This window comes from Bradyrhizobium sp. Kon10, from assembly GCF_055807395.1.
The window spans coordinates 1-23,994 of the sequence record NZ_JBVVOZ010000054.1; the positions used below are offsets into that span (position 1 = coordinate 1).

General features: G+C 59.1%; 27 protein-coding genes and 1 pseudogene. 11 read left to right on the plus strand and 17 right to left on the minus strand.

Annotation, left to right across the window (positions count from 1 at the left end; all coding sequences use genetic code 11):
• Both AC0L2O_RS34805 and AC0L2O_RS34810 read right to left on the minus strand, forming a co-directional pair.
• On the minus strand, positions 1-188 hold a 188-nt coding region (locus AC0L2O_RS34805), incomplete at its 3' end, for a hypothetical protein (RefSeq protein ID WP_473372943.1).
• A gap of 238 nt (positions 189-426) precedes the next feature.
• Positions 427-786, minus strand: a complete 360-nt coding sequence (locus tag AC0L2O_RS34810) for a response regulator transcription factor (protein WP_027520175.1) — start codon at positions 784-786, stop codon at positions 427-429.
• Between the two features lie 692 nt (positions 787-1,478).
• Here AC0L2O_RS34810 and AC0L2O_RS34815 point away from each other — a divergent pair.
• Entirely contained in the window at positions 1,479-1,784 is a 306-nt protein-coding gene (locus AC0L2O_RS34815; RefSeq protein ID WP_027520174.1) for a hypothetical protein, read from the plus strand.
• Between the two features lie 1,777 nt (positions 1,785-3,561).
• Complete coding sequence (locus AC0L2O_RS34820; protein WP_027520173.1) at positions 3,562-3,753, plus strand: hypothetical protein; 192 nt, start codon at positions 3,562-3,564, stop codon at positions 3,751-3,753.
• On the opposite strand, the gene AC0L2O_RS34825 is transcribed toward AC0L2O_RS34820, so the two are convergent.
• The 3 genes and pseudogenes from AC0L2O_RS34825 to AC0L2O_RS34835 form a co-directional block, all read right to left on the minus strand.
• Entirely contained in the window at positions 3,750-3,932 is a 183-nt protein-coding gene (locus tag AC0L2O_RS34825) for a hypothetical protein (RefSeq protein ID WP_027520172.1), read from the minus strand. The two genes, AC0L2O_RS34820 and AC0L2O_RS34825, sit on opposite strands and share 4 nt — an antisense overlap.
• A gap of 82 nt (positions 3,933-4,014) precedes the next feature.
• Positions 4,015-4,143, minus strand: a pseudogene (locus AC0L2O_RS34830) (ATP-dependent DNA ligase); the annotation flags it as partial.
• Positions 4,144-5,691: 1,548 nt separating this feature from the next.
• A complete protein-coding gene (locus AC0L2O_RS34835; RefSeq protein ID WP_369721299.1) occupies positions 5,692-5,871 on the minus strand; it encodes a hypothetical protein in 180 nt (59 codons plus the stop codon).
• A 308-nt stretch (positions 5,872-6,179) separates the two neighbouring features.
• Between AC0L2O_RS34835 and AC0L2O_RS34840 the strand changes: the two genes are divergently transcribed.
• The 6 genes from AC0L2O_RS34840 (at position 6,180) to AC0L2O_RS34865 (ending at position 9,094) form a co-directional block, all read left to right on the plus strand.
• Positions 6,180-6,392, plus strand: coding sequence for a hypothetical protein (locus AC0L2O_RS34840; RefSeq protein ID WP_369721300.1), 213 nt, complete (start codon positions 6,180-6,182; stop codon positions 6,390-6,392).
• A gap of 268 nt (positions 6,393-6,660) precedes the next feature.
• Complete coding sequence (locus tag AC0L2O_RS34845) at positions 6,661-6,981, plus strand: hypothetical protein (RefSeq protein ID WP_369721302.1); 321 nt, start codon at positions 6,661-6,663, stop codon at positions 6,979-6,981.
• Positions 6,982-7,010: 29 nt separating this feature from the next.
• Positions 7,011-7,631 carry a general stress protein gene (locus AC0L2O_RS34850; RefSeq protein WP_369721303.1) on the plus strand — a complete coding sequence of 207 codons (621 nt, stop codon included), beginning with the start codon at positions 7,011-7,013 and terminating at the stop codon, positions 7,629-7,631.
• A gap of 76 nt (positions 7,632-7,707) precedes the next feature.
• Entirely contained in the window at positions 7,708-8,166 is a 459-nt protein-coding gene (locus AC0L2O_RS34855) for a YidB family protein (protein WP_473372944.1), read from the plus strand.
• A gap of 23 nt (positions 8,167-8,189) precedes the next feature.
• Positions 8,190-8,453: a GlsB/YeaQ/YmgE family stress response membrane protein gene (locus AC0L2O_RS34860; RefSeq protein ID WP_369721305.1), complete on the plus strand. Its 264-nt coding sequence runs from the start codon at positions 8,190-8,192 to the stop codon at positions 8,451-8,453.
• A 440-nt stretch (positions 8,454-8,893) separates the two neighbouring features.
• Complete coding sequence (locus AC0L2O_RS34865; RefSeq protein WP_198034942.1) at positions 8,894-9,094, plus strand: hypothetical protein; 201 nt, start codon at positions 8,894-8,896, stop codon at positions 9,092-9,094.
• 576 nt (positions 9,095-9,670) lie between these two features.
• Here AC0L2O_RS34865 and AC0L2O_RS34870 read toward each other — a convergent pair.
• Positions 9,671-9,865, minus strand: coding sequence for a hypothetical protein (locus tag AC0L2O_RS34870; RefSeq protein ID WP_027520168.1), 195 nt, complete (start codon positions 9,863-9,865; stop codon positions 9,671-9,673).
• Positions 9,866-10,393: 528 nt separating this feature from the next.
• On the opposite strand from AC0L2O_RS34870, the gene AC0L2O_RS34875 reads away from it, so the two are divergent.
• Entirely contained in the window at positions 10,394-10,597 is a 204-nt protein-coding gene (locus AC0L2O_RS34875) for a cold-shock protein (RefSeq protein WP_027520167.1), read from the plus strand.
• Between the two features lie 261 nt (positions 10,598-10,858).
• Here the strand turns inward: AC0L2O_RS34875 and AC0L2O_RS34880 are convergent, their stop codons facing one another.
• Complete coding sequence (locus AC0L2O_RS34880) at positions 10,859-11,041, minus strand: hypothetical protein (protein ID WP_027520166.1); 183 nt, start codon at positions 11,039-11,041, stop codon at positions 10,859-10,861.
• 2,853 nt (positions 11,042-13,894) lie between these two features.
• On the opposite strand from AC0L2O_RS34880, the gene AC0L2O_RS34885 reads away from it, so the two are divergent.
• Complete coding sequence (locus AC0L2O_RS34885) at positions 13,895-14,434, plus strand: hypothetical protein (RefSeq protein WP_198034901.1); 540 nt, start codon at positions 13,895-13,897, stop codon at positions 14,432-14,434.
• A gap of 331 nt (positions 14,435-14,765) precedes the next feature.
• On the opposite strand, the gene AC0L2O_RS34890 is transcribed toward AC0L2O_RS34885, so the two are convergent.
• From AC0L2O_RS34890 to AC0L2O_RS34905, 4 genes are all read right to left on the minus strand, one after another.
• Entirely contained in the window at positions 14,766-15,065 is a 300-nt protein-coding gene (locus AC0L2O_RS34890; protein WP_156949099.1) for a lipocalin-like domain-containing protein, read from the minus strand.
• Between the two features lie 224 nt (positions 15,066-15,289).
• The gene (locus AC0L2O_RS34895) at positions 15,290-15,946 is read right to left on the minus strand and encodes a response regulator transcription factor (RefSeq protein WP_369721306.1); all 657 of its coding nucleotides are present in this window, start codon (positions 15,944-15,946) and stop codon (positions 15,290-15,292) included.
• Positions 15,947-16,411: 465 nt separating this feature from the next.
• On the minus strand, positions 16,412-16,570 hold the full coding sequence (locus AC0L2O_RS34900; RefSeq protein WP_473372945.1) for a hypothetical protein: 159 nt from the start codon (positions 16,568-16,570) through the stop codon (positions 16,412-16,414).
• 68 nt (positions 16,571-16,638) lie between these two features.
• Complete coding sequence (locus tag AC0L2O_RS34905; protein ID WP_156949097.1) at positions 16,639-16,956, minus strand: PilZ domain-containing protein; 318 nt, start codon at positions 16,954-16,956, stop codon at positions 16,639-16,641.
• 576 nt (positions 16,957-17,532) lie between these two features.
• Here AC0L2O_RS34905 and AC0L2O_RS34910 point away from each other — a divergent pair.
• A complete protein-coding gene (locus tag AC0L2O_RS34910; RefSeq protein ID WP_256379220.1) occupies positions 17,533-17,667 on the plus strand; it encodes a hypothetical protein in 135 nt (44 codons plus the stop codon).
• A gap of 233 nt (positions 17,668-17,900) precedes the next feature.
• Here AC0L2O_RS34910 and AC0L2O_RS34915 read toward each other — a convergent pair whose 3' ends face one another.
• From AC0L2O_RS34915 to AC0L2O_RS34940, 6 genes are all read right to left on the minus strand, one after another.
• On the minus strand, positions 17,901-18,200 hold the full coding sequence (locus tag AC0L2O_RS34915; protein WP_473372946.1) for a hypothetical protein: 300 nt from the start codon (positions 18,198-18,200) through the stop codon (positions 17,901-17,903).
• A 473-nt stretch (positions 18,201-18,673) separates the two neighbouring features.
• Complete coding sequence (locus AC0L2O_RS34920; RefSeq protein WP_156949096.1) at positions 18,674-19,180, minus strand: hypothetical protein; 507 nt, start codon at positions 19,178-19,180, stop codon at positions 18,674-18,676.
• A 461-nt stretch (positions 19,181-19,641) separates the two neighbouring features.
• The gene (locus tag AC0L2O_RS34925; RefSeq protein WP_473372947.1) at positions 19,642-19,989 is read right to left on the minus strand and encodes a hypothetical protein; all 348 of its coding nucleotides are present in this window, start codon (positions 19,987-19,989) and stop codon (positions 19,642-19,644) included.
• Between the two features lie 1,658 nt (positions 19,990-21,647).
• A complete protein-coding gene (locus AC0L2O_RS34930) occupies positions 21,648-21,941 on the minus strand; it encodes a hypothetical protein (RefSeq protein ID WP_027520161.1) in 294 nt (97 codons plus the stop codon).
• A 1,058-nt stretch (positions 21,942-22,999) separates the two neighbouring features.
• Positions 23,000-23,239 carry a hypothetical protein gene (locus tag AC0L2O_RS34935; protein ID WP_027520160.1) on the minus strand — a complete coding sequence of 80 codons (240 nt, stop codon included), beginning with the start codon at positions 23,237-23,239 and terminating at the stop codon, positions 23,000-23,002.
• A gap of 2 nt (positions 23,240-23,241) precedes the next feature.
• Entirely contained in the window at positions 23,242-23,601 is a 360-nt protein-coding gene (locus tag AC0L2O_RS34940; protein ID WP_027520159.1) for a hypothetical protein, read from the minus strand.
• Positions 23,602-23,994: the final 393 nt, after the last annotated feature.

Consider the following 23,994-nt stretch of genomic DNA (forward strand, 5'->3'; position numbering starts at 1 on the left):
ACTCGCATTCCGTGCAACCGAGCAGGAATCCGAGCTCCGGATACGAAGCTATCTCCAATGCCTAGAGCTATCAAAGCCTTTTTCATTAACACTGAACCTCGGCCGCCAAGCAAAGACAAACGAGAGTCATGCCGCATCAGCTCCCGCTTTTTGAGATTCACCTGAGCCAACGCCGCCGCACGTTTCAATGGTGTCTCTGCACGACTGAGGGCCGTCCGGTCATGCAGGGGGCGGAGGGCAGTCGGGTGGCGGCCAAGTACCAAGCAGATCGCGCGCTGTTTCTGATGCTGCTCGCTTCCGCCTACCGGCCGCAGCTGCCGGGAGCCGCCCGTTTCGAGTCGTCTGGTCGCGCGAATCCAGACGCATGATCGAAGGCCAACAGACAACGCATTAGCGTTGGACTGATCTCCCCAGACGGCTCTCCCCTCAACTCGGCGAAGCTCGCCTGGCCATGGTATTCACGGCTCTGACGATCTCCGCGGGATCATAGGGCTTTTGCAGGAACAGACTGCCGGACACGGGGCGCGGCGCGACGGGCGAGAAGCCACTCGTGTAGATCACCGGGAGGTCGGGATCCTGCTCGCGGCAACGCTCGGCGATCTGCCAGCCGTCGACGCGCCCTGGCATCCTGACGTCGGTGACGAGCACGTCGGCGACCCGCTTCCCGCACCATTCCAGCGCGTCTTCGCCATTGGCCGCGTGGATGACCTCGTAGCCCTCCTCCCGCAGAGCCTCCACGACGAATTCGCGTATGAGGAGGTCGTCCTCGACGACGAGTATTCGCAACTGAATCCTCCTCGAAACCTCACATCTGATGCCATTCTGCGAACTACCGAAGCTTTGGACCGTTCCCGCATCCCCGATCCGGTCGGCCGATCGAGCGGGTCTTTTGAATCAAGGATGGGCGAGGGGGCGTCTGGGAAGCGGGGTGCGTGCGTACGCGGTAATCAGCGAGCATCGGCCATCCGGTCCGGAACGGCCCTCCTCCAGGCGACTTGATCTCCGGATACAAGCAACTCGGAGAAGGGTCATGAAGACGATCTTGGCAATAGGCTGCCTGTCCGTACTCGCCTTGGCCTCGCCTCGTCCTCCCTCCAGGACGTAGCTCGACTCGATGCCCGGATGCGTATGACGTGCAACGGGCACCCCCGCCTCTGTGGTCACATCCATGATGATCGTCGCATAACCCGGGACATGTCCATCAACCTGCGACAAAATCTTGCGCGTAACCCCGCCTGATGCAGGCAGTTGTGCCCCTGCGCGAACGCCTCGGTTGCTATGAAATCCGTAATTCCACAAATGGCACATGACGCAACACCTGCAAAACCTCGGCGAGCTAAACTAAAGATCTTGAGCAGCTCGGCAACGACCGGCGCATGATCCGCCGGACCTCGCTGTAGGGCAACGAAGTTGCCGGCCGACCTCGACGATGCCAACGCTTTCCTGCGCGAGTTTCAGCGGAACCTTGGAGATCATCTATGAGCAAGTGGGTCGACGAGAACTACATCAACCGACTGTCGCCCGACCAGCTCCGTCGCGAGCTGCAGGACGCGCTCGATTTCCAGTACGAGCTTCTCGACGCGATGAAGAACCAAGTCGAGCTGCCCTCGCCGTACGTGCTGAAGTGCCTCGACCACGGCGCCAGCTGGCCCGAGGACAAGGCCATCGGCAACATGCTCCAGCCCAAACACGGTCTCGACGTCGTGCCACCCGTCTCGGAATGCGAGAGCGCCGCCGGCCTGTGGTGGCGGATCCTCCAGGGGCTCAAGGCCGAGCGGCCGTAGGAGCTGCCATGAACGCGGTGACCAAGCGGGACGCCTGCTCCGCCAGATCATCGCCGTCTGCGAGATCCAGCTCGGCAGCCGCGTGACCGTGGCACCGACGGCGAAGTACTCCAGCGAATGGGAGGGGCGAATACGTCGTGGTCCACATGGTCTTGGACTTCCAGGACACCCGGCCGCCGATGTTTATGGCCGGTGACGAGATCAAGCACCGCTACGGCTACACGGACGGCCTCGCTCGACGACCTGATCCTGGTGCGGCCATGAGCGTCCACCATCAGCGGCAGTTTGCTACCGCCGCGGGCCGCAGCTGTGGCGCCGAGGAACCTTTCAGCCCGCCCTTAGTTGCCCGCCATGCAAGTCGTCTGGCTCGGCATCATCATCGCGGGCCTACTTCTCCTGGTCGCGGCGGTCTCGGCGGCGATGATCGTGCTGATCTGAGCGCGAGGCGCTGGTGCGGCTTCGTACTGCGGAGCGATTTCTGACCCGGCCGATTCACAAATGTGCTGTTCAGGTGTCCCGGCGTAAGGCATCATTTTGATGGTGCGTATAGGGGCGGTCATGGACAGAGTTGAGTATGGGTTTGCGGTGACGGCGCTCACCGGTTTTTTGGTTCTGATTGCTGGAATGGCTTGGCTGATGCTGTAAGCCGCCTCGCGGAGGGCGCTGACGGCCGGTCGAGCAGAAGCGATGCGGCGACCGCGCTTGGGAAACGGGCTCGCGTTAGCTTAGATGCCCAAAAAGAATCCGGTCAAAATTGGCATCCGAACCCGCGCCCCGTATGATGCCGCCTGAGTGCACGCGAGGTGCTGCCATGACCACGGCGGAAGCCCTGAAGCAGATCCAAGGGCTAGCCACTGACGCGCATTTGCTTCCTGAGAAGCAGCGCCGGGTGGTCCTCGCCGGGGATCGTCGAGGTGTGTTGCAAGTTCGCTGAGGCCGGGAACGACACCATGCCCTCGCACCATTCGCTGCACTAGAGCTATCATTCCTCTTCTGGTGGCTGAGGCAAGCTTGGAGCTGGAAATCCGTACTGCTCTGCGCGCTACGCTGCGAGCTTACGATAGGCCCTAGCAGGCTGAGCATTTCATTTCGAAGGCTGTTCCAGAGCAGCGGCCCTTCACCTTTGGGAACGGCACTAAGCAAGCCGGCTGAATGGACGACACTGCTAACCAGATTGGTCTCAGTTCAAGCGGATCTATCCAAGCGAGCCGCTTTGAACCGCTCAGCTTTCCCCCCAGCCAATGGCAGTCCATCGCCAAGAGGATCAGAGTGACTTTGTTGTCCTGATCAGCAGCGAGCTTGGTGCGGTTTTCACATTCGTCGGCAAGGTGCCGTAACGCCTGAATTGCAGTTTCCATTTGTTCAACCCTAGTTGAACGAAGATGGCAGCCAGCCATGGTAACAGGAGGCAAGGCTAAGTTCGTCCTCGTTCGGAACTGAACTTACGTTCCTTGCGCTTAGGAGCAATCCACCGCTGCGCAAGGAGGGTGTCGTGGGTGGCAAGTCTGGCCGCCAAGCTCAAAAAGCAGGCTGCACAGCTCCCTGCGGGTGCCGAGCGCGAGGCCCTTCTGAGAAAAGCCTCCTGACGCGGGCTGAGCGTAAGCCGCTCCAGAGGGTCCTAAAGTGAAGGGCCGCTGCTCTGGAACAGCGGCCCACCCAGGTTTCAAAATCTTCGAAATGAAAATGCACCGCCTCCCCCGGGGTCTTCCGGTTAATGGGCAGCCGTCTGAATCGATTTATGTAGCGGCATGATGGGCGGGCCCATTGGGGAGCCACGATGAAGCTACTGAACGAATACCTAGAGCACGCGCTCACCTTTGAGCGCATGGCCGCCGAGGAAAGCAACCCGGAGGTTAAGGCGCAGTTCGAGCAGCAAGCCAAGGCTTATCGCAGGCTCGCGGCGCAGCGCGCAGAGAAGTACGGGCTTCCGGCTCCAAGCGAGCCACCAGAAGAGGAACGCCAGGTCTAGTTCAGCGAATGCACAGGCGGACGCTGGGATGACAGGCTGGCATCCTCGGCCAGAGTGAGTGATGCCTTCAGGCAAATCTGGATTATCCGATCGAGTACCAGCAGGCGCTGGCTGTCGGGGAGCAGATGCGCATCCTTCGTGATCGTATGGATGTGCTTCATGGCTTCCGTTGTGGTCATGGCTGTACCTCGCGTGCACTCACGGGTGCATCATACGGCGCGCCAAGATCGAACGCCAGATTTGTGCGGCGAGCGCACATGGCTTGCGCGAGTGAAGCGCATTGAAATCGGACCCGCCGTCGACACCCAAAATCACGGCCTCACCGTCGACCACAAAATGCTTCTGGCGGTTCTTCAGCGCCGCTTCGGCAATCCACGGATGGGACCTGCTTGACGGCGGTCACCAAGCAAAGCTCGTAGGCCATACGCATCTGCGAAAAGATCGGCGTTTTGCCGCATTATGCGAGTCGGGAACAAGCGGCAATGCACGCCGTTGTCACGGTGCTCCGGCTTCAAGCCCCCCTGCAAACCGGAGTATTTGACCCCGGCTCCTGCGCGCCCCGACGCAGGGGCCGCTTTTTTTCGACGTCCGGAAAAGGCCAAGGACGCTCTGGCCGTCGTGCGGTTCGCGAGCCGGCTGGAGTTGGTGATGGAGGCGCGCTGCGGGGAAGCGCCCCACCGAAACTCGGAGCAATGATCGTGCGCTCCGCAGGAACGGCACGGCACCGGCGTGGTCGAGCGAGCGCGTGGGCTTTCCTCGAATGCCCACTCGGCCCGGCTGCCAATGCCCCACAGCTCCAGATAGGCAGCCGGGCGCCGTGGGCGCCGCGCCCAAGCGCCTACGGGGGACCGGAGTGCTCTCGCCGAGCATGAGTATGTCGTGGCTTGCACGAACCGAGGTGCTGTTGCTGGAGCCGGGTTGGGCGCGCGCCAAAAAAAATCTCAGCGGCGCCCGATAAGGCCGCACAGATCAAGCTTAGCGTCATCTCTTAGGAAGGGCGGCAATTAGCTTCGGTTGACGAACACAACCGCAAAACGGAGTTGACGATATGCGAAAGACAATTTTCTCGGTGGCGATGTGCGCCATGCTTGCGGGTGCCTCGATCGGCTTCGCCCACGCGCCTGGCGCCCGCTGGAGCTAGCGCCGCCGGCGCAAACAGCGGCGGAACGAGCAGCGGCCAGGGTGGCCCGCAAAGGGTTCGTCCGGGCGCGAGCCAGGATCCAACTGGTCGGTGACCTTTTGCCTCGTGTCCGACACGAAAGAGGGCTGCTGAGTCCCTGCTCGGCAGCTTCTTTCAAACCATTATTAGTGCAGCGGATGCAGGGTCTCTTGCTCGCGGGGTTAGGAGTGGATCATGAACAGTCGAGATCAGAACTACCGGAGCAGCCCAATAGCCTGGGTGGTTGTCGCAATTGTCATGATCGCGGGTATCGCCGCGATTTTCTACAGCTCTGATAACCACACCACCGCGTCTAACCAGACCAGCGCGCCCACAACGAAGAGCAGCTCGACGAACCCGGCCACATCCACCGGCTCGAGCACCGGTTCTCCGGCAACTGCGCCATCCGCCGCGCCTGCAAATCCGGGAGCCGGGTCGAAGTAGCCACGCCCCGGAGCCGCTCCCCCGCTAGCCTTAGGGTTGGGCATCGCCGGCCTTTATGGAGTGCGACCCGCAGCGGGCCAGCCGCTTCACGCGTCATCACGTGTGATTGCAATCAGCTATCAGGAATTTCACTAATTGGAGCCACATGATTACGGCCGCCTAATACAGGGATTTTGCCAAGCAGAGTACAAGACACTTTGCTCAGCGGCCAACATTCCCGAACACCAAGCTTTCTTTGCGGGGTTTAGCTGGTCAATTGGATCGGCTGACGCTCTGGTGAGAGACGAAGCGACCCGGAGGCTCTCCCGCAGCTATGCCGCGCCAGCCCGCCTTCATCAGATGCGCTTCACACTGTCCGCGATTGCGCGTTCAACTTCTGATGCGAGAACCGTCAGGTGATCGGCCAGCCTAGTGAAAAGCTCTCGTTTCTTCGGGTCGGTCGCGAGGTCGCGGATGAGGGCGCACTCGGCCGCATCCGCACGGAGCTTTTCCAATTGAGCCTGCATGTCTTTCATTGCGGCTACTCGTTCCCCGAGGGAACAATATAGCGGCGTCCGAAAGTGAACAGAACTAATTGCCGGATGCACCTAGTGTCGGGACCTCTTGGCGATGACATGCCGCCTAGGGACCTCCAACGGCCCCGGCACATAGGGGTGTGTGCTGGGGCCGTTTCTATCCGTGCCGTTCAGCTTTGATGAGGCGCACGTAGGTCCCGCTCTCGTGCAGCTCAAGCCAGCCGCATTCTGCGTGATAGGGACCATTCGATCAGCCTGCGGCTATAGGTCCTAGCCGGCAGCCAGCCACAATCCCTTTTACCCTCCGGATGATCGGCCTGGACGACTACACCGTCCACGAGGACCGGCAGCTAGTCGGCCGCATCTGCTATGCCGCCGAATGCTCTCCCGGGCTCTGGCTCTGGACCTGCGTCGTGACACTTCCCGGACCGCCTTTTGGGGACGCCGGCTCGCTCGACGAAGCGAAGGGCCGCTTCAAGGTCGCATGGGAGAAGGCCAGAAGATGTGGCGAAGGCATTTGAGGAATGAAGCACGCGAACAGGCCAGCGCGGGATCTGCGCGAGTGCCCCGCAACCCCGCGGCTCTGCCAGAGAACTTCGGTTTTGTGCACCCGGCCCGGAAAGATTGACGACGATCAGGACACCGACTGCTCAAGCCGCAGCCGGGGCCCGCCGCCGTCTTCTTCAAAGTGCTCTCCTCGATCCAAGTAGATCCCATCCAAGCCCGTTGACCGGGAGAGGAACTTCTCAGCCAAGCATCTGTTGTGCCGTGCCACTACTGGAGGACCATATGAACAAGAAATTTCTTCTGCTGCTGACGGCTGCTTCGCTTCTGGCGGGTCCGTCGTTTGCGCAAAATCCGCCGGCGACCGATCGGCCCAACAACAATGCGGTCAACAGTTCCGATCAGAAAAACTCCAACAAGCCGGTTGCAGGCGCAAACAGTTTCACTGAGGGCCAGGCCAAATCGAAGATCGAGGATGCGGGCTACAGTAACGTCACATCCTTGAAGAAGGACGACAAAGGCATTTGGCGCGGAAAGGCCAGCAAAGGCGGCGCCTCGACCGATGTCAGTCTGGATTTCCAGGGCAACGTGAACGCGGCGAAATAGGTTGGCGCGAAAATTGAGAGGGATTCAAGATGACCGTTACGATTTCACGTCTCTACGATAACTACTCCGATGCGCAGCGCGCCGTGACGAACCTGGAAGCTGCGGGCGTGCCGCATTCGGATCTGAGCATCGTCGCGAACAATTCCGACAACTGGTACAGCACGGACAAGAAGGTCGATCGCGATCGCGACGGGGTTGACGATCGGACGGAAGGTGCGGCTACGGGAGCGGGCCTCGGCGCAGGTGTTGGTGGTGCTGCCGGCTTGCTCGCGGGCCTTGGTTTGTTGGCTATCCCCGGGCTGGGGCCCGTCGTGGCGGCCGGGTGGCTCGCGTCGACCGCGCTCGGTGCCGTTGCCGGCGGAGCTACGGGCGGCGTTGTCGGGGCATTGACGCAAGCCGGCGTATCCGATGAGGAAGCTCCGCTCTATGCCGAAGGTGTGAGGCGCGGCGGTACGCTGGTTTCAGCCCGTGTGCCGGATGCGGACCGGGCGCGATACGAAGCGATCCTGAACCAGTCCGCCGTCAATCTTCGCGACCGGAGCGCAGCCTGGCAGAAGGCTGGGTGGAAGAGTTACGATCCATCCGCCCAGCCTTATGGCGCGGAGGAGGTCCGCAAAGAGCGGCAACTCTACAGTACCGGTGTGCGATGAATTACCGGGCGGCCCGCCCCAGGCGGGTCGCCCTTTTCTTGCGTTTCTCGCCAATCGTCGAACTCAGGAGTCGAAAATGAGCCGCGGAATGCCATCGATGACCGCCCTCTTGGGTATGCTCGCAATCGCCGGTTACCAAAACCGGGACAAGCTGGCGGACATCTTTCGCAATGCGACCTCCGGTCAGCCGGCGGGCGCCAAGGATTCCCTGAGCGGCCTGCTCGGCAACCTTGACGGCCTGGTGGGCAGCGGTGGCGTGGGTTCGCTGCTGAGTGGCGGGATCGGCGAGCTGCTCGAGCGTTTCAAGCAGAACGGACAGGGCGAGGCGGCCCAATCCTGGATCAATCAAGGGCCAAACCGCGAAGTCACCCCGCCCGAACTTCAGCAGGCTATCGGTCCGGATGTCCTTCAAAAACTGGAGCAGCAGACCGGTCTGTCTCAGCAGGAGATTCTCGACCGATTGTCTCGCGAGCTCCCGACAGCCGTGGACAAATACACGCCTGACGGACGTCTTCCGGCTCCAACGGCGGGATAGCTTCGCAACAGTCGAGGAAAGACATGGGCATCATCTGGACGATCATCATCGGCTTCATCGCAGGCGTCATCGCCAAGTTCATCATGCCCGGCGACAACGAGCCGTCGGGTTTCATCCTGACCACGATCCTGGGAATAGTGGGGGCGTTCGTTGCCACCTATCTCGGCCAGTCTCTCGGCTGGTATCGGCCCGGAGAAGGCGCGGGGCTGGTCGGGGCAGTCGTAGGCGCCATCATCGTGCTTTTCGTCTACGGTTTGATAGCCGGTCGAAGCCGCCGGGCTATCTAACCACGGTGACCTTTTCGCGGTGCGAATCGGTGCGAAAGACAACTAGCAAGACGAATGGGTGCTCGTTGGCCGGGCAAGAGGCATGAGACCGGGCAACCCGACCTGGTCTTCGACAATGAGGTCTCGAGATCGGTGTCCTGCTCGTCCGTCTCGCGCCAGGCACAGCCGGCGCGGGCGCCGAAGTCTTCCAGCACGAGATAGATATCCCGGTCGAGGCGATCGCGCGGCACGATCGAAGCGGAGGGACGCATACGCAATAACTCCGACCGACGCCTTCTTAATCGATCGTCACCGTTGTCGTTCCGCCTTGGCGGTGAGGTGCTCATAGGGTGCGGCGCAACCTTTTCCACTTTTTCCTGATCGTATTAACCTATGCAAATGCAGGTTGCATAGCGAATGGGTTCTCTGCGCGCTGTACGTGCAAACCGGGGACGTTGATCGTGAATGACCATGTGCCGTCGCAGAGCAGATTTGTTATTCGCGCAGGTGGAAAAGGTTGGATGGTCTACGACCGGGAGCGCAAGGGCCCGGCACTGATCGGCGCCGAAGTGGGCTTTGCGGCCAATTTGACAAGGGAGCAGGCCGAGCGAGTTCATCGCACATTGACCGGCCCGAGCAATACCAATTCTCCCTCAGGGTGATGCTGCCTCCACTGCTCTATTGATGGAGCAGCTTGTCCCGCTCGCGCCGCCCGATCTGCCGCGCCTCTTCCAGGGCGGCGCGCGGGTCGAGATTTGGGGGGGTGTAGCCGGCGGCTCGGCACGTCGTCCCAATAGACGAAAATGCCCGGCCGCCCGTCGTCGAAATACACCTCGAAACTGCCGGTGTCGGGCACGGCCTCGTGCTTGCGGATCTTGGTGCTGGTCACGCGACCGATGTAATCAGGTGTCCTTGCGGTGCCAACGTGCGAGCTGAAACAGCAAGCGTGAGAAGGCCCCAGCGGCAGGTTCCTAGCAGGGGGGCGCGCGCGCTGGGGCCAGAAGCCTGCCGGAAATTGGCGGCCGCAGGCTTGACCGTATCATCCACCAGAATCGAAAGCCGCGCATTGACGCAAGTGAATATGTTCAATCTAGGAGGAGGTACCTCTTCACTGACCGCCTTGCGACAATTGGGCTCTTCCCACGCCTCGCGGTGCGCGCATCTCGAGAGTGCGACCGCGCCGCCGCCATGATGCCAAACCGGCGCGAGCCGACGAATGGGGACCCGCCCGAAAGCAGTTAGCGTTGATGCCCCAAGCCAATGCCCAGCACCAAGGCTTTCTGACGAAGGGCGCCAACGGTGCGCTTCATCTGCTTGGATATCTTCACCACGGGTGTCCGTTGCTTCGAATGACCCTTCAGCGCTTTTAGGTCAGTCGCAGTCCATTCGCGGCGAGCACGCGTCTTGATCTTCTTCGTCTTCGCTGTTCTCACTGATCGCTTCCATTAACGTGATTTGAGCGCGGCTGTTAGCACATCGCGTGTAGTCGTCAACTAACTAATAGGTTAGCAAAGGCGAAACGACGCAGATCAACGTGACTGTTAATGCGAGCAAGCTGGAACAGTGGGCAAGAGAGTTGTCTGTTCGCGGAATGCGCAGTGCAGTTCGAAGCGCAGTCGACATAGGCGCAAGGGCGATGCGGAAGATTGCTGTCGAATCATCGCCAAGGACATGGAAGGCGCATCAAAGACGGCGTGACCAACGTCAAGCGCAAGACGCGAACCGATCTCTCAGCGTCGTTCACTGCCAACAGGATGCGCTCACTGCCAGCCGCGGGTAGCGTGATGATTCCAGAACTGGGTTTGCGGGTTGAGTCTCAAAACATCTGTTCCAAAGCGGAACATGGAAGACGTTGCGCTCGCGCAACAGCTTCCGTGGTGCGGACGAGGGCCGCCGGCCTCTTTTCGTTGTGATCAGCTTCTGGCAAGCTGGGACGTTTTCATTTTTTAGGAGAGACGTGCGTGGCGATAGGTACTGTAAAGTGGTTCAACCCGACCAAAGGTTACGGCTTCATCCAGCCCGACAATGGCGGCAAGGATGTTTTCGTTCACATCTCGGCCGTCGAAAGGGCGGGACTGAGCACGCTCAGCGAGGGTGCGAGGGTGAGCTACGAGGAAATGAGCAACAAGGGCAAAATGTCCGCTGAAAATCTGAGGGTCGCCTAGCCATATGGAGCGCAGGCGCTTCAAGGTAAGGCGGTGCGCAACTGAGCCCTGCTTCGTAGCGTCAAAAATCAAAGCCTGCTGCCTCGCGCTCGGCCGGCGACTCTGCTAGCTCGATCCAGTGATCGGTGCCCGCCGATCGCCAACAATCGCAATCAAACTCCGCCGGCTCCCGAGCCGGCGGGTTTTTGCGTGCCAATTACTGCGGTAAGGCCTTGTTCGCGGCGCTTCGAGACAAGCCCCTGCTGGCCCATCACCCGCTCGTCAGGTCGGTTTGTCCGGACTTGTGGAGTTGAAGTCCCGGGCAGCGAGCTCCAGCTCAAGTTCGGTAATCCTTTCGAATATGCGGGTAGCAATCGCCTCTGATTCGCCGATGGTCAGCGATCGGATACCGCGCAAGGCAAGCTCGTCTCTGAGGAGTTTCGCCACAATCAAATGCACGGCCATCGGATTAAAAAATCCCGAAAGCGATGATCCAATCCCAACTTTAGGGTGAGCACAACGGCAATTAAGGTCGACGTCCGATCGTACGTCCCCCGGTGTGGGGCTCCGTAGTCAAACGTAAGTGGAACGATCTGCTTGGCAGCGCGTCTGTCTGAGGCCCCCAGCCAGACAGGTCGCCCCCCGACTGCTGGAGGAAAACCCGATCAGCGGGTTGGCGGCCCCCTCGTGGGGCCGTTTGAGTTTCAAGGTGGCCGTCTGAGCCGAAGACTCGGCACCATTACAAGAGAAAGGCCCCAGCTCGGGGGGCTTCCCAACGGGGGCTCTAGTTTTCCGGCACAACCATTTGGATAGAAGTACCAGCCTCTTGAAGATTGAACATGGCCAGTGCGGATATCGTATGGCGGCAGCTTGCGGAAAAAGAATCTAAGTTATGGCGCTCAAGGACCTGTTGATCATCCCTCCAAGGTGCGGTCCGCAACTCGCAATTTCGTCAGTGCTTCAGGCGCGCTCTTCCGCAACGCAATTGTGCGCGGTGTGAGGTGAGCATGCTGGCAGAGACGGTTCTCAGACTTTAGCCGCGCTCGCCTAAATCTACGGATCGGGTGAGTCTTTCAAACCGGTGACCCAACCTCTCGCCGCGGTTCGTTGCGGCTGCGGCCTATTCATTATCACCGCTCTGGCCGCATGTAAGGCTGCGCTCTGAGACCAATCGAAGGTCCGGGTCGGCGGCTAAGGTCAGGGAAGCCTCTATCCGGAGCGGGTTCTCTCTGGAAGGCGTTCAGCGACCAGAGCCCAGCATGACGCCGAATGCGAAAAGGGTTGCCCGATAAAATCCAAGGATACCGTCAACGATATCTGCGAATGCCGGCCAACGAATGATTGCCCATGGCGGTCGATCCGATCAGTATCTCTTTTAGTTCGCGGTGCATGGTCGTGGTCTAGGCGACTGGCTGCTGCAGCGTCCATTCCTTCAGGGCATTCAGTGGACCCGTCTGATCTTCTTCTTGCGCTTGGCGACCGCCTTCTTGATCTGCTCGCGCAAGCGAAGGATTTCGCCCATCCCGCCGCCCTCTCCGGATCGAGCGGAGCCTGTGTCTGCTTGCCGTTTTGACGGATGCGTTTTCCAGTTTACGTGAACGAAACCTCTGATCAGTAGCGCCGATAGTACCGATGGGCATAAGGCCGACGAACGACGACTACGCGCGGCGATAGGCAGGACGATAGACCGGGCGAGTTCGGACGCATTCGTGCCGGCCGCAAACCAGAGCTACCCTCTCAACGTTCGCGATGTTTGATTGTCCCAGCGGAGCAACGGGCATTGCCGATGCCGTTGCAGTTGAGAATGCCGCCCCACAGAGAACGGTTATTGCGGCAAGTGTAAGTTTGTATTTCATCCATGCTACTCCGGCGGAGCCCATCCCCGCTGAGCAACCTTAGACGTTCCTTCCTGAACCTCGGATGACCTCGCCGCAGCTTTCGCGCGCGCCCTGGCTGGCTGTATGTTTCGGCACAATTGGCGCGAGAGGTTGTTCTCTCGATCCTATCCGCCGGGCGGCCGCGCGCTGGCTCTGCGACATGGCTTGCCAATGAAGGTCACGCGGGCGCGCCGATCACCTCGTACTCGAAGCCGACGCCCTCCCGATCGTTCTCATCAATCCAAGCCTGCGCCACTTCCTCTGTAGCGAACCATTTTCGGCGGGGGTGAGGCGCGCCATTACAGATCCTCGCGCAAGCCCCTGAAGAACGGATGCCGGAGGATCTTGTGAATGCAGCGCTCGTCGCGCGGAACGGCCTCGACCCCTGCGCAAGCATGGCTCTCTGAAACCGGGGGAAGGGGGCGCCCCGGTCCCCATTGCGGAACGAACTCCAACCGAAACGGGTATTCGGGTCCGTCGGCGCCGGTTGGTTCCTAAGCCATAGGTCGATCTTGGGAGCCTCGTAAATTGTTCTAGAATGCTGCGATGGCTGGCAAGAGAACCCCCGAAAGAGAGTTCCTGCCCTCCTAAGCCAACAGGCGAGGTGGAGGCGCGGCAGGTTGTCCAAGAGCAAATCTCGATGACCAGCCGGCGTTCGTCAAAGGTTCGAAAGTAAGATGAAACGAAGGCCGCCACAGTTGGCGGAGTCGTATTGTAGCTTCCGGCACTTGGGAACTGCCATGCGGTACGTTGCGTATGTGGTCGATTTATCCGGCGTTGCTCGGGCGGTTTATCAAATCGACAGTCCGACGGATGAAGACGCCAGAACGCGAGCAGAGAAATTTCTTGATACGTACCCGCGCCATGAAGATTTTGGAAGCCACGAGCCGCGGCGAAATGTCAATTCATGATCGTAAGCAGATCCGAACCAACCCGTCGACTTTTAATCGTTGCCCAAGCAACCAGTCCAGGTGCGGGAGCCTCGTGGCATTAACATCGAGGCACGTGTTATGACGACTGTTCAAACGGCCTTGCTCATTGCGGACGCTGTGCCACGCTCTGCACTAGATCGTGGGCGGTAATCGACTCATCAAGCATCAGAGGCCACGGCGGATGTAACCGGCTCGACCATCTTAAGGGACCGACGTGGAATGCGTCGGGGCCTTTTGTTAGGGCTCCATCTACACCTGCAGCCGCTCAGGGGCGCGAAGCGGAAAGTATATGCTCGATCCGAGCGTTGCCGGTGGTCACCCCGGAGCAGACTTGACAGTCGGACGAGTGCAAGGCTCTCTCTCTCTGCGAGTTAATCAATAGCGTCGCAACGTCTGGCCGTGAGGGTTGACGAGATTGGACCGCGATCGCTGTTACCTTGGCCGCTTTTCGGCCAAATTGTTGTTTGTTGCTTGGTACTCGGGGCAGGACCTCATTTTGGAGCCCTGCAATGTTCAAGCAAGTATTTTCTGCGTGTTTCTTCGTTGTCCTCAGCTCGATCTGTTCGGAAGCAAGACCCTACCGCATCGGCCACGCGCCCGAATGCAACGTGATCATGCCATGTGACTTCTCGTCCGCGCAGCCGCGCGGCGAACGAATTTCGCAGTATTCACTGCAGGCGTATCGTCCCAAACAACTCGTGGTAACCGCAGCCAACAGCTTGGCGATGAGTGTCCCTGCTGAGAGCCGGATCGTCGGGGGTCGGCCGCCCGGCTGCCCGGCGGCATTCTGTGGTTGTGGCGCAGCGCTGCGCGTGTTTGGTCGTGTGGTGCCTGAATTAAACCTCGCAGCCAACTGGCTACGCTTTCCGCGTACGTCGCCGTCGCCCGGAATGGTCGCGGCACGCCGTGGGCACGTCTTCGTATTAGAACAGCATCTCGGAGGCGACATTTGGATGGCGTATGACGCCAACTCAGGCGGACACGCGACGAGGATGCACGCGCGATCGTTGCGTGGCTATACGGTTGTCAATCCACACGGTGCGGCCTGAAAGAGCGCGCGCCAGTTGGTGTACCGGGTTGTCGCTACGCGAACGTCAGCGCGTGTGCCCACGACCGCCGCCTGTGGCGCACTGGAATGGACGGCCCCCGACCGCCAGCCCCCCGTGTTGGTCGGGGCCGATTTTCGTCTGGTGCCCAACGCTCTGACACCATTTGACGAGAACCAGCCGGTTGTTTTTCCGGTTTTTTACAAAGTGGCGTTATGTCGGGTGCGATTGCCACCGTTCAAATTCTACTGCGGCGCCGCTGCGCGCTTCCAAGTGGTTCGCAGCGTCATACCGTTTGGAGTTCGGGGATTGTCGAATTTTAGTTCGTCGGAGTTTAGCAAAGTAATCGTTCTTTTCTGATTGGGAATGGCGGCGACGTTCGCGTAGGTGCTGCCGCAATCTTTGGAATTTCCGCGCGCGATTGGAAAAGCGAGAAATGGCCGTCCTCTGAGAAAATCATCACGCCCTTTGGGGAAGGACCGAAGGGTTCGCCTTTTTGGCCGTCGTCCATTTCACTGGTAACAGCGACTAGCGTCCACGCACCAACAAGCTGTTCCTTAGCCGAGTTCTGTTGCGCGAATGCTGCGACCGACAGGGCAAGCCCAAGCCCGATAGCAATAATGGCTTTGTTCATTATGTCGTCCACGACAAGATCAAATTGTGCAACTACGGTCACGTGAGATCAAGGTTGGCGTGAGCTTCGGGTCAAAATCGGCGAAGAAAACCCCACGATGCCACGCCGATCTAACCTGGACAGCGGGCCCACCCACAGACACAGACTAGCCGCAGTACCCACGCGCCAACCGCCAACCCAGCAGGAATGCCGGCTGATCTCCTACCCAGATGTGTGTCTCGGGATCATCGACCTGCGGCGGAGAGCGGGTCGGCCCACCCGTAAATTTCCCAAGTGCCGCGCCTGCCCCTGATCTGGTACGACGGCCCCAGCTCACCGGAATGAGGCGCATTCGGCCAAATGGATGATCTCGCAATGCTTCTCGCCGAGCTGGAGCGGTGCAAAGCAGAGTTCAAGCACCTGCAAACGGAGCTGAATTCCCCAAGGGTCGCCGGCCCAGTACAGCCAACAACGCTCCAAGATCTGGCGCGCCGGATGAGCGAGATCGCGGCCCGTCTTGAAGCTGCAACGCGCGCGATCTCAAAGGGACCTGCCAGCGGGATACATTGAGCAGTTCCGTCCACCGCCTCGTGGCGCGTGGCTACGTCGTCGTTCGCCGTCATGAAGATGACAGGACACTTCGATCCCGATGCCGTAAGTCGGCGATACAGCTCGATCCCCGAAATTCCGCCGAGGTTGATGTCAAGCAACAAACAGGTAGCCGTCTGCGCGCGCCCGCTCTCAATCAAAGCCTCCGCTGAACTGAACGTCCCGGCCTCGATGCCATCGAGCGCCAACAGCCGCGCCACGCCCTTCAGGAATGACGCATCGTCATCGAGCACGATCACGATCGCCGATTTCGGTGCCATATCCGTATCCAGCCCGATGTAGGGTGTGCCCAAGGTGTTAGCCGACCCTTGATCCAAATCAAAGAGGCCCTAGTCGGTCGCGAACACTCAGCGAAATCTACCGGGCAGACGGCTCAATCGGTGGTGTCCTCCATCAGGTTGCGAGGTCGCTTGGCCCATCTGCGACCTCGGAGCCCATCCGCTCTTCGGCCGATGTTGGCGGTCGAACCGGATATCGACGGCTACTTCTTCAACAGTATCCCCATCGCTCGCGCCATTCGCCTCACTGACCCTGCGTGACGGCCGAGCTCGGCTGCAATCTTCGATACGCCAGCTCCCGTCCGCGCCAGCTTGGACAATTGCTGGGCCTCGCGGTCCGTCCATTGTTTTGGCTTTGGTGTTTTCATGGTGCGGCGCTTGGGGGGAATTTACGGGTTGAAGTCGCCGTTGGCCCAACTGCGAGTACGGACGAGCATCGGGATTGTCGGCTCGGAACGAAAGTCAGAGAAGGCGAACCGGCTACTCGGACAGAAGAGCTATATAGATTTGGTCTAGGACGGTCGGTCTTGCGGCACCATCGAACAGCACCGTCAGGCCGGTGGTGCGATTGCTGACTTCGACAACCGTACCGGTCTTGTGGGCTAAAACTGGGAATTGAATGATCCCCAGCTCGCTCATCTCGAAACGTGTCCCGACAACAGACCTATCGCTCCTCGGAGCCGATCATGGCTTAATCCGAACTTGTCTCATTGCGAACCGACGAGACGCTTCTCTGCAATCGCCTTGCCCTTTGCCTTTCCGATGACAAACTGAACGCCGACCTGAGCCCCATCGACCCAAATCAGCTCGCAGCGCCGAAATGCCAGACCAGTGGAGGATAGGACCAGAAAGAATTCCTGCGCCTTCAGGGGCTCGATTGAACCCTCGACCTCAAGTTTGGCACCGCTTCCAGAGGCGTCGAGAAGAATGCAGGTTCGCCGCCATGTCCCATCGACACCCATGATGCTGACGATATGCTTGTGCTCAAAGCGAACACGGTTCGCTTGTCGATTGTCTCTCATTATCTGCTATCCCCCAATCCAAATCATTTGCTTCGAAATAGGTGCGCCGCCTCCCTGCGTGCGGCCTGAATAAGGTCGCCAAAAATGTCAGGCAGTCTCTGGCACAAGGGACTTGTCTCAGATCTCCCCTGCTAACGCCCGCTGAAATCGCAGTAATGACGACGTCGTCACAAATCGTTTGCAGGTCGGCCATTCTGATGTTGGTTCGTCGAAACGTTGATCAAAAAGCGATTACGAAAAATACAGCTACACGCGAGGGACGGCACAGGCCCACTCGGACCAGCGCTGCCATGACAGCCATGCGCCAGGGCGACCCTTCCTAGAATGTCCGTGTTCAAAGTTTCACCCCGAAGCGCTTAAGAAAGGTTTATCCGATTGTGAGCAGCCGGTATTGCGCTATGCAAGTTGCATAGAGAACGCTATCGAAATTGAGCAAAGCATCGGTTTGCGGCCCGGTTAAGGGCTTGGTTACTGGTCAGTGTCACCATTACGTACAGGCCGCCATATGCGGCAGGGCATTCTGAAAATAGTCTATTACTTCGACGCGCCCGGTTGGCGGTCTCTTGTAGGAGAGGCCCAATGTTTAAGGGCTTCATGGTCGCAGTCGTTGCGCTGATCAGTACAGCGCAGGTGGATCAATACCTAACTCACGGTCGGTACACCGATGCGGCGATGGCTATGCTGCGGCAAATACGTCATGCGTTTGGATTTTAGATAGTTGTTTGCGACGCGGTCGGTCCTTAACTCCCGCGGAGAAGCTAGACTGCGTGTTTCCGATCGGCTGCGTCCGGTCGGCCGTTTTGTCCCGCTACGGCCGGAAACGAGCTCAGCTTGAGAGCGAACTCGCCAGCTTTTCGGAACGCTTGCTCCCGACCCTGGCGGGGATGGTCGGGAGCTAGCTCGATGCAACGTACGGCAGGTGTTCCGGCGTCCGTTCTGCGAGCTGACTACCATTCTCGATCGTCGAGCTCGCCATAGTCCCGAACGATGTACTCTCGGGTGAAGCGCTCGACCGGACGCCAGTGCTCGCGAATAACGACGGTCGGAGTCGGCGGCCTCCAATAGTCAGGATGGATGACAATTGTCGGCGGCGGCGGGTATGCGGAGCCCGTATGAACATGCCAGCAAACGTCACCTCTGCAAGCGATGGCTGCCGAAGCGGCCGTATTGGAGAGCGCCAGAATACCGGCAGCAACGCAAGCCGCCAAAAGACCCTGTCGACTTACTCTGAGGGTGAATTTTTTCATGTTTCCCTCCTGCGTAGAAAGGCTTCTTCTTTGCTGCCCCGAAACAAGCCCCCAACATTAAAACTCGCCCGACCAGACAGCGCGGCCGCCGCGGGCGAGGCTTAATCGCATGATCGGACCTTCGACAGAACGGAGATCGGCGTGCTGTGGGGTGCCTCCCATCAGGGAAGCCAACTTTGTCTCGCAGCAGCGAAACGTCACGTCGCCCTCGGCCCGAACTGGGCTGAATCAATGACGCTCGAACAGCGACAACATATCTAACGGCCTCAGCGTGGCCTGCTTTTCCCGTCAGCGAGCGAGGATGAGCTTTGCCCAGGGATCTATCGCTCAATATGGGCGGGGCCGCCGACCGAGGGGACGGGCGAGCGCCGGACTTCTTCGGTTCATTCAGACCAAGCTTGCCTGGATTGCATCGAGGGTAAAAGGCTTGAGATAAGTCCCGAGACTTTCTGGTAACTGAGGTCGCTCGGTCTTCAGTTGAAGCTGAAAAGCGTTTGCCCCAATCGCTCCTTCAGCGTGTCCAGCAACGACATCCTCGTATCAGGCGCCGTACCGTGCACCCCTGCCATTGGTGCGGGCACAATATTCAACGGCTGCGCTGCTCGATGCTTGGCGACTTTTTCCGCAGGTTGACGTTTTGCGATATGCTTCGTCTTGGAGGCCTCGCCAACTGACCTTGGAACTGCTGGGATAGGGCTAACGTCGAATTCAGCAGATGCGCTCTGCGGTCCCTGATTAGCGGATTTGCTCGTGGTTATCGATGGAGCGGCACTGATGCTCGGCGGCACCTCAGTAGTCGGCAAACTGGTGTCGATTACTACCCGCTCAGGTAACGGCTCGAGTGAAGTGATCCTGATTGCCGGCCGCTCTGTGTCACTGGTAATCGGTTCTGTTGGCTGTTGCGGGAAGCACCAGCCGACTCCGATCAGCAATAGGACGAGAGCACTGCCGACAAATCCAAAGTATCTCATGAAAGGCATAGGACGCCTCCGTTTTGGCGACGACCTTGAGACCGGGATTGTTAGCAGAAAGCTAAAGATAGATTAAAACGGAGAACATGGTTATTACGCATGCTGCGGTGCAGAGGTAGCTATCTCGCCGGCGTCCGTGACTTCGATGCTGCATCGTAGATCTCGATCTTCAGCATCGCTGTACTTGGCGGGGTTGCGGACTTTCGACGTGAAGCTTTGGTTTGTTCATTCTTGGTTTATCCGGTTGGAGAACGCCCTTGCTGCTGAGGCTCTCGAAATTCGCCGAACTGGATGCTTGGGGTTTCCCAACCGGCGTAAGCACAGACCACAAGGACAAAGACCCGAAATGCAATCGACATGCCGCCCACCCTTTCTTGTTGGCGACAACGATACAAGCAAGCCCTTACGAGCAGCTTAGGAGAAACGCTTTGCGCAAGGTTACGTGGGGAGAGAGGGAACTGAACGGCGCATCAGTGCGTCGTTGGCTGCTCCGATTCAGCATTCATAAATGAATTCGCTATCGTGACCAGATGCACAGCGGCGGTCCCTAGTTGCTCCATTTCTTTGTCAGCTGTGTAGGCGGCAGCAGCACGGCGGTATGCAATGGCCACCGTTGCGTAGGCATCCGTAATCAGTACAGCCGAGTGATCGTGCTCATCCTTTGCTTCCCGAACACGGATTTTTACAACTTTCTCGGCGAGCGTCTCATTTTCTAAGCTCGGATCAGAAACTCCGGCCTGACACGCAGCAGCCGCCCCGGCGATCACCTGGTAGTATTGCTGCTTGTGCAATTCACTCGACGTTAGATAACTCTGCAAGAGGCGACGAGCTCTCGTCTCCAGGTATCTCCGGTCGTCGCGGGTCTTTCGGTTAGGCGAGTTGGACCACCTGAACATCGTTCGCCTGTACTTATGCACGCTGGTGGAACCAAAGCGCAAGCGACTATAAGGTTCCACCCGGAGCGACTGGGGCGATCGCTGAGCGAAAGGGGCCGGAGTGTGATGAGTGGCAATTTCTAGCTTTCGGCTAGGTCTCTCTCTGTTGCCGAATGTAATCAGAAGCAAAGTCTACCGCTGATGACCGAGCCCGATCCCGAGCTTCAGCGCCTTCTGTCGCAACGAACCTACTGATCTCTTCGTCAGCTTAGAAATCGGCGACAGGGGTTCTCGCTTTCAACAATCGTCTTGCGCAGGGCAGGAGAGCGACCGAGAACATATGTAAACCAGACCGTGAAATTTGTCGGGATGATCGGAATGTTCAGTTCGGACATGAGCCGAACCGCTTCTCTAGATATCGAGGCAGCGTGTTGTTTCCATGCGGCGGCTTGATCCGATCAAAATGCATGGGGCTGAGCTTCGAAGCATCAGCCAAATCACGTGTCCGGACAATGTAGCTTAGGTCGAGACTGCATCTGATGCGCAAATTGCATCAAAGTAGCCTCTCATTCCGATTTACCTGATCTTTCCTGTTCGCAGACTAGCGTAGGGCGTGAGTGTCAGAAGCTATGAAACGAAGACGTGAGATCATGATTAGCCAGCAACTCGGAGGCGAGATCTGGGATGCTGCTGGCCCTTTCGACTCCTTTGAAGCGGCGTCGCGATACTTAGCTGGAGCACCGCCAGGCGAGTTTCTAATCACCTCCTGCTTTATCTCTGGTGGGACGAGACTGTGGCTCATGGTCACGTCGCCGGCGGATGTTGAAATCACCTAACAACCCAGTAGGTTAATTGCCCCTTTAAACGCTTGAACCAGCCCCGCGAGCTGTCTTTAGTTCAGAGATCCGTACTCCCCTAATGACTTACCTTCGTGTTGTTTGGGGCGAAATGGTTCGGATGATCCGCTAGTGCCATCGCTTCACGACGGACCAGTAACGAAAAGCAGGCTTGCTGACGTCGTCGCGTAACCGTCACGGCGCGGAGCTCATCGAGCTTGCCCCTGATCCTTTGTGGTGAGACTTTCCAGCTGCTCCACGGTCGCCAGCCTTTGGAGTTCGTCCCGGTAGTCCAGGATGTCACTCCGGGTGCCTATAGGACACCGGAGCCCGACGAATGTTCGCCTCGGGCACGGTCCTCTTGCAGCGCTCCGCACGCAAGACCGTAGCATTAGCGCTGCTCCGCGAGCACTGCGCGACGACCTCGCATCATCATTAAGTGAATGAGATCCGCTGAGTTTCCGGTTTTTGCTCCGAAAGTTGGAGGGAACCTTGGAGACGAGCGGAGCATTTTATCGCAATGATGAGGCTCAGTATCGGCTTAGCTGCGCTTGCTGGCTCGCTCTTCTTGTTTGAGCTTTGGCTCTCGCAGCGCGAGATTCAGAAGGGCATCGAACGGCTAGAGCGTTATCAAATTCCGCACGCTCTCAATCGCTGATGCCACGTGCGCCGGCGCCGGTCCTCACGGCACCCGGTTGGTGCGGCGTAACCACTCTGAAACGTTTCTGGGCCTGACTCGGACCAGAGCGAACAGATTGGTTTGCGTCACCTATTTTTGCGCTCGCGATTTTCGTACTTTCCAAGACAGCGGGAATCACCGTGCTTTACGAGCTCGACCTCTTGAAGGGGCGGATAGCAGTGAAGCAGTGCGTATTCGTTCGTGTATGGCGCAGGCGAGCGGACGCAAACGCTCGCGTCAACGGGTAGATCGACCAACTGCCCGTCCATGAGCATGTGGCTGCACTTGTCTTTTTGCTTTGTCTTGTCTGCCGTGGTGTCAGCGGCCCTAGCAGCGCCGATGGAGGCGGAGACGATACATGCGATCATCAGTGCGCGCATTCTGATTCCCTTTCCTTTTTCCACATGGGGTGCTCTGAAGGGGATTCCTGCACTTGGAGCCATCAGGCGCCGCGTTCTAGTTCCAAGTGCAGAGTTTGCATCCGGATGGGTGAAGCTGAGGCCGAGGCGCCGGGCAGGACCTTCGCGCATATTCGCCACTACAGCGAGATTTTCCAGGTGACCTAATATCGTCGTGCCCGACGCTGGCGATGATCGTGATGGACTGCCGATCCGTCAGCAGTAGCCATCAGCGGCGCACGCCATGTCCGACGCAGTGTGGGTTCGGAAGTTCAGATAGGAGGGCGCCACGATCACCAAGGCTGTTCCAGATAGGACGAGCAAACAGGCAATCACAATGCGCCGCGGAACGCGCTTTCCATTTGAATAGCTCATGATTTAATTGCTCCGCTGAAGCTGGAGTTTTGCGCCCCCGCGAATAGAAGCAATTGTGAACTAGTTCATAGATTTGAGATGAAATTTGAAGTCGGGGGCGCAGTTGGGCGAGATCCAGCAGCGGGTTGATATCGACGCGGACGTGCGGACTTGATCCGCGCCAACTTCGGAGTGCAGTCGTTGCCTCGCCATGTTGGCGCGGTTTCAAACGCTTAAACAGCATAAGAAAGAGCGCCGCCGGGCTCGAAATGAAGGTCCCCCCGGCAGCGCTCTTGTCTCAGACCGGGCACTGAAATCCCACTCCGTGTTCGACTATGCAATGATTATGCCACAGGTTGATGACAGCGCCTTGCTCGACCGGCGGGCTTCCGGAAACACACGAACTGAACGCCCGTCCAAGGTTCCGTCGTCATTGAGCAATCTCAAAGCGGCTCTGCCGAACTCCTTTTAACTTAACTCCCGTAACCGAACGACCGGCCGCACCGGAAGCTGAGGTTATGGCCCCGGGCTCCTAGGCACGCCGGGGCTGCCTTGTTTTGAGGACCTTCAGCGGCGGCCGCTTTCTATGCCACGGTTCACGCCGGCCACCTCGTACTCAAACGCGACGCCATCCGGATCGTTTTCGTCAATCCAGGCCCGCGCGGCTTCCTCATTGGCGAACACCTTCAGGTCCTCGCCCTGGTCGTAGATCCATACAGTCGTGGTCGCGCCGGGATCCTAGGATGAACGCGAGCATTGACGAGGACCTCCGTAATTGCCTCGCGGAGACTGTCGCGGTCGAGAATGCGGATCAGCCGGTCGACCGTCGCTGCTGCATCGCGCTCCTGCGTGAGACAATCGGCCAGCGCTATCATGGCAAGGTCATAGCTCTGCTCGATCCTCTCGGCGGGGGGCAGATGCGCCATGGTCAAGGGGCTCCGCGCAGCGGCAGCGCCAGTTGGATGGCAAACGGTCGGCTGGCATTCGCTTCTATGAAGGCACGCAGCGCCGGCGCCATCTCGGGGTCGCCTACGTCGCGCTCAGCCAGCTCGTCCGCGACCTCGCTGGTCGCATCGCGAGACCAACCCTCGATGGCATTGAACGCGACGATGCGGACCGGATAGGCGTATTGGCCAGAAAGCAGATCGCGGATGAGCGTCTCGAAGTCGGTATCCTGCTCGTCCGTCTCCCGCCAGGCGCAGCCCGCGCGCGCTCCGAAATCTTCCAAGACGAGATAGATATCGCGATCGAGGCGATCGAGCGGCACGATCGAGGGCGAGGAACGCATACGCTTACTCCGGAACAGGGAGAGACGGCCCCGGCTTCGAAGGGGTGGACGGTATGACCGGGGCCGCTCCGCCGGCTTGGGCACCAGCGACTCAGCCAACGGCGCAGTGAGCACGCCGTTCCCAGCCCTACCCGCAGCGTATCGCGGCGCACGCTTGCCGATCCGCGAGGCCGGCTTTTTATGCAGAATTTTAATGTGTCACTCGAGGAAGAAGGCGAATGTTTTAGCGACTCGCGGTTATATGGTGCCTGGTCGGGTCGTGTCCCCGGTAGTGGTGTAGCTCGGTAGAGCAAAGCCGCCCGGACGCGCGCCCCCCAATAGCGCCGTAGCGGGCGGGCGGCTTTGCGGTGGTCACCGGCAGTTCTCCGGTAGGATCGGGTTGCGATACGCCAA